General features: G+C 57.2%; 10 protein-coding genes. 4 read left to right on the plus strand and 6 right to left on the minus strand.

All coding sequences use genetic code 11. The features are described 5' to 3' along the window. Nucleotides 1-61: 61 nt before the first annotated feature. Together erpA and xth are read left to right on the plus strand one after the other, a co-directional pair. Nucleotides 62-391 carry an iron-sulfur cluster insertion protein ErpA gene (gene erpA / locus PVA19_RS04585; RefSeq protein ID WP_062424255.1) on the plus strand — a complete coding sequence of 110 codons (330 nt, stop codon included), beginning with the start codon at nucleotides 62-64 and terminating at the stop codon, nucleotides 389-391. A gap of 84 nt (nucleotides 392-475) precedes the next feature. Beyond that, nucleotides 476-1,270, plus strand: coding sequence for an exodeoxyribonuclease III (gene xth, locus PVA19_RS04590; RefSeq protein ID WP_113180485.1), 795 nt, complete (start codon nucleotides 476-478; stop codon nucleotides 1,268-1,270). A gap of 87 nt (nucleotides 1,271-1,357) precedes the next feature. On the opposite strand, the gene PVA19_RS04595 is transcribed toward xth, so the two are convergent. The 6 genes from PVA19_RS04595 to PVA19_RS04620 form a co-directional block, all read right to left on the minus strand. Then, the gene (locus tag PVA19_RS04595) at nucleotides 1,358-3,343 is read right to left on the minus strand and encodes a methyl-accepting chemotaxis protein (RefSeq protein WP_274101360.1); all 1,986 of its coding nucleotides are present in this window, start codon (nucleotides 3,341-3,343) and stop codon (nucleotides 1,358-1,360) included. 301 nt (nucleotides 3,344-3,644) lie between these two features. Then, nucleotides 3,645-4,439 carry an exopolysaccharide production regulator ExoR gene (gene exoR / locus PVA19_RS04600; RefSeq protein ID WP_062424253.1) on the minus strand — a complete coding sequence of 265 codons (795 nt, stop codon included), beginning with the start codon at nucleotides 4,437-4,439 and terminating at the stop codon, nucleotides 3,645-3,647. Continuing rightward, complete coding sequence (locus tag PVA19_RS04605) at nucleotides 4,433-4,768, minus strand: hypothetical protein (protein ID WP_162739562.1); 336 nt, start codon at nucleotides 4,766-4,768, stop codon at nucleotides 4,433-4,435. The genes exoR and PVA19_RS04605 overlap by 7 nt, the downstream gene beginning before the upstream one ends. Nucleotides 4,769-4,949: 181 nt before the next feature. Further along, nucleotides 4,950-6,188, minus strand: coding sequence for an OmpP1/FadL family transporter (locus PVA19_RS04610; RefSeq protein WP_274101361.1), 1,239 nt, complete (start codon nucleotides 6,186-6,188; stop codon nucleotides 4,950-4,952). Nucleotides 6,189-6,591: 403 nt separating this feature from the next. Next, nucleotides 6,592-9,519 (minus strand): valine--tRNA ligase, encoded by a 2,928-nt coding sequence (locus PVA19_RS04615; RefSeq protein WP_274101362.1) that lies wholly within the window; start codon nucleotides 9,517-9,519, stop codon nucleotides 6,592-6,594. Nucleotides 9,520-9,624: 105 nt separating this feature from the next. After that, a complete protein-coding gene (locus tag PVA19_RS04620) occupies nucleotides 9,625-13,026 on the minus strand; it encodes a YhdP family protein (RefSeq protein WP_274101363.1) in 3,402 nt (1,133 codons plus the stop codon). A 175-nt stretch (nucleotides 13,027-13,201) separates the two neighbouring features. On the opposite strand from PVA19_RS04620, the gene bcp reads away from it, so the two are divergent. Next, entirely contained in the window at nucleotides 13,202-13,669 is a 468-nt protein-coding gene (gene bcp / locus PVA19_RS04625) for a thioredoxin-dependent thiol peroxidase (protein WP_144620427.1), read from the plus strand. Between the two features lie 24 nt (nucleotides 13,670-13,693). Continuing rightward, nucleotides 13,694-14,515 (plus strand): ferritin-like domain-containing protein, encoded by an 822-nt coding sequence (locus PVA19_RS04630; protein ID WP_153311026.1) that lies wholly within the window; start codon nucleotides 13,694-13,696, stop codon nucleotides 14,513-14,515. Nucleotides 14,516-14,573 lie beyond the last annotated feature (58 nt).

Consider the following 14,573-nt stretch of genomic DNA (forward strand, 5'->3'; position numbering starts at 1 on the left):
TTATAATCGGTCTTACACAGAACTTTGCTCTCCGGTTCTTGACCCCGGTTGGAGAAATGACATGACCACAGACGTTACACTCTCTGAATCCGCTGCGAAACGAATCGCCCAGATCGTCTCCGCCGAGGCAGGCAAGCAGGCGCTCCGCGTATCCGTCGAAGGCGGCGGCTGTTCCGGCTTTTCCTATAAGTTCGACCTCGACGGCGCACCGACCGACGACGATATCGTCATATCGCGCGGCGAGGCAAAGGTGCTGATTGACAGCATGTCGATCGTCTACATGGCCGGTTCCGAAATCGATTTTGTCGATAACCTGCTCGGCCAGTCTTTCCAGATCAAGAACCCCAACGCGGTTGCCAGCTGCGGTTGCGGGACCAGCTTTTCGATCTAGAGCGCTTCCTGTTGAAAGAGTGAAAACCGGTGGCTTTCGCTGCCTCATCGGGTAAAACAGGGTCCAAACGGAATGGAACCTGCGATGAAGATTGCCACCTGGAACATCAACGGCGTCAAGGCGCGCATCGAAAACCTTTGCGAATGGCTGAAGGATTCGAGCCCGGATATCGCCTGCCTTCAGGAAATCAAATCCGTCGATGAAAACTTCCCGCGCCTCGAGATCGAAGCGCTGGGCTACCATGTGGAAACCCACGGCCAGAAAGGCTTCAATGGGGTCGCGCTTCTCTCCAAGATGCGCCCCGATGAGGTCAATCGCGGCCTGCCGGGTGATGACGCTGATGAACAGGCGCGCTTCATCGAAGGTGTGTTTTCCGTGCAGGGCGGTGTCATCCGCGTCTGCTCGCTCTATCTGCCGAACGGCAACCCGCCGGATGATCCGGTGAAGTATCCTTACAAGCTGGCCTGGATGGAGAGGCTGCGCCGCTTTGCCGAAGAGCGGATGCGACTGGAAGAGCCGTTGATTCTGGCCGGCGACTACAACGTCATTCCTGAGCCTTTCGACTGCCATGACCCAAGGGTGTGGGCCGGCGACGCCCTGTTCCTGCCGCAGACACGCGCGGCTTTCAGAAGGTTCGAAAATCTCGGCCTCACCGATGCCACCCGCGCCACCTCCGACGAGGCCGGGCTTTACACCTTCTGGGACTATCAGGCAGGCGCCTGGCAGAAGAACAACGGCATCCGCATTGACCACCTGATGCTGTCATCGGAAGCAGCAGACAGGCTGCATTCCGTCTCCATCGAGAAACATGTCCGCGCCTGGGAAAAGCCATCCGACCACGTGCCGGTCTCCGGCTACTTTGACTTCGAAGCAGCCTGACATCGCGGCGGATAAGATGGGATGAGGCCGGACGCGATCATCTCACGCCCGGCCCCGTGCCTCGTTGGTATCGGAAGAGACTGCAGGTCAGAACTCTTCCCACTCGCTCTTCATGGCCACCGCTGCATTGCCGCGATATGGCGATACGGTCGACCTCCTCACTGGCGCATGATGCTGGGAATTCGCTGCTGTCTGCGCGGGTGCGGCTGGACTGCTGCCCGTCTTAAAGCGGGCCACGAGATTGCTGAGATTGACTGCCTCGTCAGCAAGCTTGCTGGTCGCCGCTGTGGATTGCTCCACCATCGCCGCGTTCTGCTGGGTCGTCTGGTCCATCTGGTTGACGGCGCCGTTCACTTCACTGAGGCCGGTGGACTGTTCTTTCGAGGCAGTGGCAATCGAATGAACATGTTCATCGATTTTCCCGACATGGTCCCGGATCGCTTCCAGCGCCCCCCCGGTCTCTGTCACGAGCGATACGCCGGCAGTCACCTCATTGCGGGATCTGACGATCAGCGTCTTGATGTCCTTCGCCGCTGTTGCTGACCGTTGGGCAAGCTCCCGCACTTCCTGCGCCACGACTGCAAAGCCCTTACCAGCCTCGCCGGCACGAGCAGCTTCTACACCCGCATTCAATGCCAGAAGATTTGTCTGGAAGGCGATCTCGTCAATGACATTGATGATGTTGCCGATCTCATTGGACGCCTGCTCGATGCGCCCCATGGCCGAAACGGCGTTTCTGACGACATCGCTCGATTGTTCGGTACTCTGGCGGGCCTGCGCAACCATTTCAGAGGCTTCGGTCGAGCGGGCGGTGGAGTTCTTCACGGCCGACGTGATTTCCTCGAGTGCCGCTGCCGTTTCCTCAAGCGAAGCGGCCTGCTGTTCGGTGCGTTTCGACAAGTCGTCAGAGGCGATGCGCAGCTCGCCCGCCCCGCTCCTGATCATATCGATTGCGGAACGAACCTCCATCATCACCGAACGGAGGCTGTCCATCGTTGCGTTGACGTTGCGCTGCAGTTCGAGAAACACACCGCGGAAATCACCCTGCATCGATTCCGTCAGGTCGCCATCCGCAAGCGCCGCGACGACGCGATTGGTTTCTGCCACGCCGCGGTCGACCGATGTGACCAGTTCGTTGACGCTGAGCGCGAAGCGATTGAGGTCTGGGTTCTCATAACGCTTGCTGATGCGAGCGGAGAAATCACCCGCAACCGCAGAGGAAACGACCTGGGCGATATTGCTCTGTAGATCCGCGTTCTGCTCCTGCAACGCGGCCTCCTGAGCAGCAAGATCACGAACCCTCACTGCATTTTCTTTGAACACCAGAACAGCTCTGGCCATATCACCGACCTCGTCCCTATTGTCGGTGTAGGGGATCGCGACGGACAGATCGCCGTCCGCCAGCGCCTTCATGCAATCGGTGGTTCTCGTAATCGGCGTCGCAATGGCCCGGCGGCCAAAGAAGGCGGAGACGATCATCAGCAGAACCATGAGGCCTGAGAGAATGATGGTAATCGTGGAGGCAAGCGCCTGAAGCTGCCGGCGTTCTTCATTGGCTGCCTCCGATCTCGCTTTCGCGTCATTGACGATCTCATCAGCCAGCGATGCCAGTTCAGCGCTCGCATTTTTCAAGGGAGGAAGCTGCTGAGAGATATCGGCGTTTGCGGCACGATCGGTCGCGAGCTTATCGACGTCAGCGCTGTACTTTGCGAGCACGTCGGAAATTTTCTGAGCACGGTCCTTATTGCTGGAGGACACCATCGCGGCTGCTCCAAGCTCGAGATATTTGACCGCCGACTCATGGCGCTTCGTTGTGTAGGTCTGCGCCTCTTTCAGTTCAGTCGGCGTAGACGCTAACCTTATGTCACCCACACCGATTTCCATGCCTCGCAGCGAGGCCTTCATGTCCACCATGTTGCGGGCGAGGTCAGCCTGAACGCGCCCCTTTGAGACAGCGGCATCCACGGATTGAGAGAGAAACCAGCCCGCCACCGAAGCAGTCAGAACAAGGACAACGCCAGTACCTGACATGAGGGCGAGTTTGGTACGAATGCGGGAAAAATCCAACGCCATAGCAGCATCCCATTGACGAAAATTCACGATGAACAGGACATGCTTTGTGGAGCAACGCGGGCGCGATTCATTCAGCCCGCAAGAGTAGAAGGAGACACGAAAGCAACCTATGGTCGCTCTCTATGTTTAATATAACGTTATTGTGAAGGACTGAGAGTTCGCTAAAGCATGTTGCGCAAAAGTGTGCAGCGGTTTTGCGATAAAGACATGCGATAAAACAAGGGCCTAAAGCGAAGGAGCGAATCTGAAAGATCGCGACATGCTTTAGAACAGAACCTCCGGAAATTCCGCAGACATCTGCTTAATCCGCATCACCGGAGGAAATGTTGCGTGCGAGTTGAATTGCGACGCGACGGTCATCTTCAGCGGCGACAGAGAAAGCCTGCTCCTGAAGGTTTTGTATCCACACACAGTTCGCGGCTGCGCATTTGTCCAGCGCGGCGGTCATGAAGGCCAGTCCGCGAACCGTCTGTCCTTCCTGGAACAGGAGATTGCCGAAGATCGACATGGCGCCTGCATGACCGTGCTTGCGAGCCTGGTTCAGCCACTTCTTGGCCTGCTGTGCGTCCGCACGACCGCCCTCGCCTGCGAGGATCATCTGGGCCAGCTGAAACTGCGCCTCGGCCACACCGAAGGTCGATGCGACCTGGAAGTAAAGCTGGCGTGCCTGGCCAAGATCCATCTTCACAGGGCTGCCGGGAATGCCGTGCCGGTAATAATCGGCGAGAGACAGCAACGCATTGACGAAAAAGCCCGTGTCTTCCGAACCGGGCTCTACGCCCTGGCTGGCAATCTCGCTGTAAATCTTGAAGGCTTCGAAGTCGTTCTTGGCAACGCCATCACCATAGGCGTACATATTGGCAAGAGCCCAGCGAGAACCGGTGTGACCCTTTTCAGCCGCGTAGCGATACGCCTCGACAGCATCTTCCTTCTTGCCATTCTTGTAGGACTTGAAGCCGAACTTGAAGAGATCGAAAGGGCCCGATTCCTTGGTAACGCCTGAATTGATATCGAATGCCAGAACCGGCACTGAAAGCGATGCGAGCATCAGCCCCAGACATAGCGGTTTCAAAACGTTGATGTCACATCTCAGCATTTCAACGAACTTCTCTCACTCTTCCCGCACATGGCGAAGGCGAACCTTACGTCCATAGCCGGCCGCGATCTCTCAACACACTGCGTCGTTCCGGCAACAGCTTTCAATGTGCTGCCGGTGGTCCTGAGCGGTAATAAATCAGCAATCTCATGAGCACAGGTATAAGCACCGTTTCCGGCAACATCACGGCGTCTGTTTGCCGTCTGAACTCCACCAAACAAGCTTTGACGGGAACAACCCATCTTTACTTGCTTAAAGCCTGAATCCGCACCTGTTTTCACTTCCACCACTTCCGCAGCACCACTTTTGATGTCTGCATATTCTTCCATTCCCGCGCCGTCGAAAGCACTCAAGCACATGCTTTGTGGCGGGAAATGGACAAATACGACCACATTCTTACGCTACGTGAAGGTTGCAGAAATTTGTTGCCAAATCGTCACAATATTGCCGATCGGCAACAAAAAAACCCGGCCGCGAACGGCCGGGTTTCAATTGAGTGTTTTTAGAGAGTTAGAACTTCACTTTTACCGATGTATTAATCGCAGCAACAACGTCATTGCCGTAGTCGTACGTCGCGTCGGTACCGTACGTGACACCGCCGCGCGTGACCTGACCAGAACTACCGCTAGTCAGCACACCGACAGCCGCGCCCAGACGCCATTCAATATTATCTGTAACGGCATACTGAACGCCTGCACCAAGTGTCCATGTGTCAGACGATGCGCCAATGCCGGTGCTTGTACCCCGGTCCCAGGTCACGCTAACAGCACCTGAAAGCTTATCGTTGAACTTATGGCCGATGCCGCCGCTTACAGTCCAGCCGTCCCGGTAGAGCAGATCAAGCGACGTGACACCCGTAGTAGGGCAGCCAAACGCACCATTCTCTTCACAGAATCGAATAGACTGGATCAAGCTCCAGTTAGTCCACTTTACCGAACCAAATGCCAGCCAGTCCGGAGCGATGCCACTCTGGACTTTCAGTTCTAGGGAATCAGGCGCTTCCGCAGAGCCTAGAACGTTGAAGCGCCTACCAAGATAGGGGTTTAAGGGATTAACTGCCGACGCAATCTGCGTAAGGTCGAGAGTGCCCGTCAGATCGTACTTGACCCTGCTGTTGTAGACCAAGCTAGCCCGGAGTGCGTACTCAGGAATTTCATAGGCCACACCTGCGCGCCAGCCCCACGACTCATCACCAAGATCAAGCCTGCCGACACCAGTTCCTAGGCCAGCAGGAATCTGCGCCACGTTCCTGGTTTTAAAGCCTTCGATCTCTTGGTAGAAACCACCGCCTATGACTCGAAACTGACCGGGACCCATGTCGAACTTGTAGGAACAAGTCAGCCCGTAATTATCCGTTCGTAGCTTCGTCTCGATGTTGCTTTGGGCGCCAGCCCAATTAGCGCCTGGGTTGAGGTGAGCCCCGAATGGCTGAGAATAGTCAATCAAGCAATCTACATCGTTATAGCTGCCTTTAAAGCCTACGTATGGAATGGCGTAATTCTCAGTATCATCCGCCGTCGTCGTGCCGCCAACAAAGGCGCCACCAGCTGGCCCATCCTGAACGTTTTTGAGCTTTCTTTGAGGCGCAACAAAAGTGACGCCGGACTGAAACGTGAAGGGCGATGCGTCGAACAACTGGTCAATGTTATAACCGCCGCGCTCAAGGCCACCCGCAAATGCAGGCGTGACAGAAGTGATGCCGACAGCAAGGCATACCGCACCATGTATAATTGAAACTCGTTTTGCCATCTCTCTCCCCAATCAAAGGCAATGCAATGACTAGAAATTGAAATGCTTTGGAGAAAATGACAATGCACCCCAGGTCTCAGCATCCGAGGTGACTTTGATCAAAGCTTTACGTGAATAATCGAAGTCAGACGAAAATCAGCACCCAATCGAAATATTCTTCCAATCCGAGACCACCAAATGCCCAATTTAAGAAAATATTTGCCCTGCGGGTAACATGTGTGACCGCGACACAACATTCATAGTTTTCGCTCAAAAAAGTCCGATTTCTGTCACGTTCTGAGGAACTTGGTTGGGAGCCTATGACGTGAGCCGTTTCTCGACGACTCAACTAAGCTGGCCTACCACGAGAATAAAAAAAGCGCCCCCGTTGAGAAGGCGCCTTTTAGCTTGTGTCGACGTTAGATCAACCGGCTTCGTTGACCCGCTGCAATGCGATCTTCAAGCTCTTGATCTGAAGCTCGAGTTCAGCCTTGCGGTCACGGTCGGCTGCGACCACTTCCGGATCGGCATTTGCCACGAACTTCTCATTCGAGAGCTTCTTGTCGATACGCTCCAGTTCGGCCTCCGACTTGCCGATTGCCTTCTCGAGACGGCTCCGTTCGGCAGAGACATCGATGAGATTGCCGAGCGGGATGCACACGGTCGCCTCGCCGACGACGATCTGCGCCGAGCCCTTCGGTGCTGTGTCGGCAGCCAGGATCTCGTCGGCGCGGGCCAAACGACGAATCGCGGCGGAGTGGCGGTCGAGACGCATTTCGGTCGTCGGGTTGGCCGCAACGACGACCAGAGGTGCGGTGGCACCTGGCGGCACGTTCATTTCCGCGCGCGTCGAGCGAATGCCGGAGACGAGATCGATCAACCAGTTGATTTCAGCCGCAGCCGCCTCATCCGTGAACTCTGGTGCCGGCCAGTCGGCGTGGCAAAGCAGCTGGTCACGGCTTGCACCCTCACCGGCTGTATGGGCCCACAGTTCTTCTGTCATGAACGGCATGAAGGGATGCAGCAGCTTGTAGATTTCCTCCAGAACATAGGCCGCACAGGCCTGCGCTTCTGCCTTGGCTGCCTCGTCCTCTCCGTTGAAGACAGGCTTCAGGAGTTCGAGATACCAATCGCAGAACTGGTTCCAGACAAAGCGATAGAGCGTGCTGGACGCATCATTGAAGCGGTAGTTCTCGATGGATGTCGTGACTTCCTTTGCCGTGTTGGCGAGCTCGGTCAGGATCCAGCGGTTGATCGTCTGCGTTGCAGCTTCCGGCAGGAAGTGCGGATCACGCTTTACGCCGTTCATTTCGGCAAAACGCGTGGCATTCCACAGCTTGGTGCCGAAGTTACGGTAGCCGGCAATACGTGCCGGATCGAGCTTCACGTCACGCCCCTGCGCCGCCATGATGGCAAGCGTAAAGCGCAGCGCGTCAGCACCATACTGGTCGATGAGTTCCAGCGGATCGATGACGTTGCCCTTGGACTTCGACATCTTCTGGCCGTTCTTGTCGCGAACCAGCGCGTGGACATAGACGGTGTTGAACGGCTCGACGGCGTGACCGGCGTCGTCCTTCATGAAGTGAAGACCCATCATCATCATCCGCGCGACCCAGAAGAAGATGATATCGAAGCCGGTGACGAGAACGTTGGTCGGGTAATAGCGCGCAAGCTCCGGCGTCTTGTCCGGCCAGCCGAGAGTGGAGAACGGCCAGAGCGCGGAGGAGAACCATGTGTCGAGAACGTCTTCGTCACGCGTCAGGATTTCGCCCGGCTTGAAGTTCTCAAGCTTCTCCTGCACCCAGGCCTTCCAAGGGCCTTCATGGGCAAGATAATGCTGAACGGCAGCGTCAAGCGCTTCTTCCTCTGTCTTTTCGACGAAGACCTGGCCATCGGGGCCGTACCATGCGGGAATCTGATGGCCCCACCAGAGCTGGCGCGAGATGCACCATGGCTGAATGTTTTCCATCCATTCGAAGTAGGTCTTGTCCCAGTTCTTCGGTACGAAGTTCGTGCGTCCTTCGCGAACCGACTCCATGGCCGGTTCGGCAAGCGTCTTTGCATCGACGAACCACTGGTCGGTCAGCATCGGCTCGATAACGACGTTGGAACGGTCGCCGAAGGGCTGCATGATCTTCTTGTTTTCGACGTACGGGACGTCGTTGCCTTCAGCATCCTTCACCGTGACGGCTAGACCATCGGCGTTGATAGCCGCGACAACGCGCTTGCGCGCCTCGTAACGGTCAAGACCACGATACTCGTCGGGAACAAGGTTGATGGCGTCGACATCGGCTTCGGACGGCAGCTTGCCGGAGCGGGTGATTTCGCCAGCAAGTTCCGCGCAGCGCGCATAAGGCTCGCCATCATCGCGCATCTGCGCCTGCGTATCCATCAGGCGATAGAGCGGGATATTGTTGCGACGGGCGACTTGATAGTCGTTAAAGTCATGCGCGCCGGTGATCTTGACGGCACCGGAACCGAAGGTCGGATCAGGATACTCGTCGGTGATGATGGGGATCAGGCGGCGGCTTTCCTTCGGGCCGACAGGAATTTCGCACAGCTTGCCAATGATGGGCGCATAGCGTTCATCGGACGGATGAACCGCAACGGCGCCGTCCCCTAGCATGGTTTCCGGACGGGTGGTCGCGATCGCGATATAGTCGCGCTCTTCCTGGAAGACGATGTTGCCATCGGCATCCTTCTCGACATAGGTGTAGGTTTCGCCGCCCGCCAGCGGATATTTGAAGTGCCACATATGGCCGTCGGCTTCGCGGTTCTCGACCTCGATGTCGGAAATAGCCGTCTCGAAATGCGGGTCCCAGTTGACCAGACGCTTGCCGCGATAAATCAGGTCCTGCTTGTAAAGCGTAACAAAGACTTCGAGAACGGCCTTCGACAGACCTTCATCCATGGTGAAGCGTTCGCGCGACCAGTCGCAGGATGCACCAAGGCGCTTCAGCTGGTTGAAGATCAAACCGCCGGATTCGGCCTTCCACTCCCAGACCTTATCGATGAAGGCTTCGCGGCCCATGGCGCGACGACCGGGAAGCTGGTTCTCCATCAGCTTGCGCTCGACGACCATCTGCGTGGCAATGCCCGCATGGTCCATGCCCGGCTGCCACAAAACATCCTTGCCGCGCATCCGCTCGAAACGGACCAGAATGTCCTGAAGCGTGTTGTTCAGCGCATGGCCCATATGCAGCGAGCCGGTGACATTCGGCGGCGGAATGACGATTGTGAAGGTCTCGGCACCCGGCTTGGCATTCGCGCCAGCGCGAAATGCGTCGGCCTCGTCCCAGGCCTTGGCAATTTTGGGTTCTACGGAAGCGGAATCGTAGGTCTTATCGAGCATTTCCTGGCCTGAAATCTGGAGTTCTATTTTTGGTTTTTAAATAAGGATGGCAGGTTGAGAGTCAACAGCTGCCGACGCCGCATCAGGCGTATGCGTGACCGCTTATCATTGGAATTCGAATATCTGCCGGAAAACGCCAGGCGCAATCAGCGACAAGGGGTTGATCTGCAATCGCGGCGTGGCCGTCGGGCCCGTCAGTTTGAAGGTGATGCCGAGAAGACCACGGTCACGACCATTGCCCAAAAAGATGCCGATGAACGGCAACTCGCCGAAGAGACGGTTGAGGCCATAGGCAGGCATGAAGGTCCCGGTCATATCGATATTGCCGTTCTGGTCCTTCAAAACGCCCTGAAAGGTGGCGCCAATCTGCTCGCCACGGACCACGCCGTTCTCCAATGCCACGACGCCGTTGACAACGACGACGCGAGCAAAGCCACGCTGGAACTTCTCCGAACTGACATCGATGTTCCGCCGTACCGCCGCATTCAGACTGCGTCCATCCTGACCGGAAGGGGTCGCAACAATATCCTGCAGCTTGGCTTCATTGAGAACGGCGAAGTTACGTAGATCGAGCGAACCGCTCCACGACGTGCCATTGGACGTGGTCATGACCAGATTCAACAGGCCACCGCGGATGCGGGTGTAGAGATTGGTGAAGCGCGCAAAGGCGCCGGCATCGCTGCTGGTCAGATTGATCGTGCCGCCATCGCCCTGGTTCGTGGTCTGCGCCACCACGGCCTGACCGCGACCGGACACGCCCTTGAAATCCACCGACCGCACCTTGCCGTCCCTCACCCCAACGCTGGCGGTGACGTTGGAAAGCGCCTCGTCATTGAAGCCATAAACCCGGTCGAGATCTGCCTTGATGTTCAGCGAGCCGAGATCGCTACTTTGGGCCGTACCGGCGGACGCGCCAGAGGGTCCGCTATCGGAATTGCGCAGCTTGGCGATGATGGGCCTGAGATCAGCCGACTTGCCGTTGATATTCACCGTATAGCTTCTTTTTGCCGCGGAAACGGAGATCGCATAATCATCTTGAGGCGACAACTGGAACCGGGAGAAATTGGCGGAGATCAGACCGCTCTTATCAAAAGCAAGATCGCCAGCGGCGCCGAAGCCATCGCCCTTCAACGCCAGATCATGAATGCTGGTACGACCGTTGACGGTCTCCATGCTGAAGGACGCATTCGCCTTGACGCCCACACCCTTCGTCCAGCCAAGCCCCGGCAGAACCATGGAAGCATTGGAAAGATCGAGTTTCACATCCTGCCGGTCGGGATCGGTGCTGTCGATTTCGAGCAACGTCGTTCCGCCCAGCACGCTGGAGAGTTCCGGTGCCAGCTTGGCAATCTGGCCCGGCTCCAGCACCGCATTCAGCACCAGCTTTCGGCCTGCTGTGCTGGTCTTGCGAATGGGCTGGGTGAAATCGATATTCATCGACACATCGTCGATCCGCCCCTTGCCGAGAAGATGCAGCGTCTCATTGTTGAGCTTCAGGCTGCCATTGACCGAGGAAACCTTGCGGTTGGAGATTGGCCGCGCCAGCGAAACGTCGTTGAGCGCCAGATCGGCCGTCCATACCGGATCGGGCGGAGACTGGCTTTTCAACAGGCCGACCCTCAGCTTGGCATGGGCAGTCACATTTCCGGAGAAATCGCCGGGCTGAAATTCGGTGTCCCTCAACGCATTGATCGGCTGGAAGGATGCCAGTTCGGCAATACTGTCGGCCGATCCTTTGACGTTGAGATCGAGGTCGGCCATCAGCGGCTTGTCGTAAACATCGGCAATAGAGAAGCGGCTGTTTTCAAGTTCGAGACTGCGGTTCGATGGGAAGAAGGAGGTTGCTTTCGACACGGTGACGTCAATCTTTTCGCCCACAAGCTCGAAATGAGCGTAAGCATCGCGAAGCGGTGGAATGTCACCGGCGACATTCAAGCGGGTGTTCTCAACATCGAATTTGATCTGCAATTCGCTGGCGGATAGCTCCAGCGGGCAGTTCGGTCCGCACATTCGACCAGCCGGGATGAATACGGCAATGGAGCCGTTGCGCACCGTACCGCCAAACAGGTTGGCGATGACCCATGGGCGCGCCTTGTGCGCCATCCAGAACGGCCAAAGCTGCTTGACGGCCGTGGCCTCCATTTTCGGAATTTGTCCGCCAAAGCTGATTTCCGGAGACCCTTGCCCGAAATGGACTTTCAGCGAGCCCGCCATGTTGCCGAGCTGGCTTGAAACATAAAGGGACGGCACATTGATTTCGCGTGTCGTGCGGTCAAATGTGCCGTCCGCCTTCAGATCGAATGTCACAGGCTCCTCTCCACCTGCATCGGCAACGGCCGTCGCATTCGGCAGATGAACGGAAAGATCGAACCCCTTGTCGTTGTCGAGGATTTTGGCCTGGATGGGCAGCGTCGTGCGGCCAAATTGAAGGTTCGAATTGTCGACCAGAACGGCCTTGCCGTCGAAATCGTAGTGCGCGTTGACCACGCCACCGCTGACAGGCTGTGCTTCCCCGCCGATATAGAGCTCACCGTTTCCAAGCGCGAAAGATAAATCGAGGGCAGGCTTCTCATTCTCGGCACCGCGGGCCGCAGCGATGTTGATGCCGGTCTTGACGTTGAGCCCCTGGTGCATCAGCCCTTCGTTATCGAACTGTTCGAGAAGGGGACCGATATCGAACCCATCGAGCCGAGCGGAGAAATTGTTGATGCGGCCATCGACAGCGGTGGCGGCCAGCGCCAATTCCGCAACCTGGCCGTTGAATGCCACATCGCCATCAAGCGTATAGCCTCCCTCGCCATCGGGAACGAGAGACAACTCGCTGAGATTGATCGTGCGCGGCTTGCCGTCGTCGCGCGGCGGCAAGCGGATCGCGATATCGGAAAGATCGATTTCCTCCGTGCCGCTGCGCTGGAAGGTCTGCGACAGGCGATCGAGGTCGCCAAAGGCGTTTTCCAAAAGCGCAGGAATCGCATCGATGCGAAGCTGCGCGAGATCGAAGGCCTGCCCCTTCGGCAACAGCGCCGTGTCGAGTTCCATTCCGTTGGCTTCCAGCGTGGCAATCGACACACGTCCGGTCAGCAACGCGACAGGATCGAGTGCCATACCGATGGACCGCGCCCGGCTTAGATGCTGCCCCGATTCGCTATCGGTAATATCGACATCCTGGGCGACCAGCGAAAGCCGTAGGCCAGAGGAAAAGCGAATTGCCGTGGAGCCTATGCGCGCTTGGTAGCGGGGACCAAGTGCGCGCTCCAAAGCCTGCTGCGCCTGGCTTGAGAGAACACTGTCTACTGAACCGGTTTCGACGGACAGAATGATGCCGCCGATGGACAGGAAGGCGAGGATAAAGAGGGCGACAAAGACCTTTGCGAAGGCGCGCAGCATGGAGCGCGGCGCCGGGCAGTGAACGATGATCGGATCTTCCGCCTGCGCAGACGGTAAATCGTGCAGCGGCACGATGTCTCGCTTGCTGAAACTGACCTTCTCCCCGCGAATTTCCGCCATCCGTCCCCTGCCCGCTCCCGGAAATATCCTGAACCCCAAGCCAGGGCCTTTTCAGTTTGGCGGTTTCACCCTGCCATCCCGCTTGACTCGCCACAAGACTGGACGAAGCTGTTATTCGGTATATATCGAATACCTGCCCCCATGCTCAACAATCCGGGCAAAAGAAAGGTGAACCATGGCAGAACTGACGATTGGCGACGAAGCACCCGATTTCCGTCTTCCCAGAAACGGCGGTGGCGACATTTCTCTTTCCGATTTGAAGGGCAAAGCGGTCGTCCTCTATTTTTACCCCAAGGATGACACATCCGGCTGCACGGCAGAGGCAATTGACTTCAGCGCACTGGGCGCACAGTTCGAAGCGGCAAATACCGTCGTCATTGGGATTTCGCCCGATTCGGTAAAAAGCCACGACAAGTTCGCCGCCAAGCATTCGCTCACGGTGATGCTGGCTGCCGACGAGGACAAGAGCGCGCTGGAAGCCTATGGCGTCTGGAAGGAAAAAAGCATGTACGGCAAGAAGTACATGGGCGTAGAGCGCACCACCTTCCTTATTTCCCCGGACGGCAAGGTCGCAAAAATCTGGAGCAAAGTGAAGGTCCCAGGCCATGCACAGGCAGTTCTCGATGAGGCAAAGGCGCTTTGACCGGTCGAGTCTGATCCGGTGACCATGCCATTCACGATGACATCACTCCGCGGCGCGGCAACCGAGGCCATCGCCACAGCCGATCTCGACCGAAAGACGGCATTGGCGCAGGAAGCCGCAACCCGCTGGTTCGAGCGGCGTATCTCCTTGCGGTCACCGCTCGATCCCAAGCTGCCGGATCGCCCGGGACGACCTGAGAAGCCGGAACTTGTTCCACCAACCGCCGTCAAGCGACGGTCGCTTCACAGTGTGAAGGGCCGGATCGCTCTGTTGCATGCCATTGCCCATATCGAACTCAACGCGGTGGATCTCGCACTCGACATCGTTGCCCGCTACGCCAGCGAGCCTGTTCCGCATTCCTTTTTCGATGGCTGGATGCAGGTGGCCTTCGAAGAGGCGAAACACTTCCGGCTGGTGCGAGATCGCCTGCGGGCGATGGGCGCCGATTACGGAGATCTTCCGGCGCATGACGGTCTCTGGCAGGCCGCACACCAGACGCGCAATGACCTTACCGCCAGACTTGCAGTCGTGCCGCTCATTCTCGAAGCGCGCGGTCTGGATGTCACCCCCTCCCTCCAGGCCAAGATGCGGGAGACGGGCGATCTTGAGAGCGCTGCTGTTCTCGACGTCATCTATAATGACGAAAAGGGTCACGTCGCGATCGGCGCGAAATGGTTCCGCTTCCTGTGCGCGCGGGAAAAGAAGGACCCTGCGGAAACATTCAAGCAACTGGTCAGGATCAACTTCCGTGGACCACTGAAGCCGCCCTTCAACGATCTCGCCCGCGCCGAGGCGGGTTTGACACCGTCCTTCTATCGTTCGCTCACCGCCGTCAGCCAAAGCTGAGCGCGTTTGTAAAAGCTTCGTTAACCTTAACAAATTATCTTCCTCAGTGGACGACGAA

The organism is Agrobacterium sp. CNPSo 3708, assembly GCF_028674915.1.
Taxonomy (GTDB): Bacteria; Pseudomonadota; Alphaproteobacteria; order Rhizobiales; family Rhizobiaceae; genus Agrobacterium; species Agrobacterium cavarae.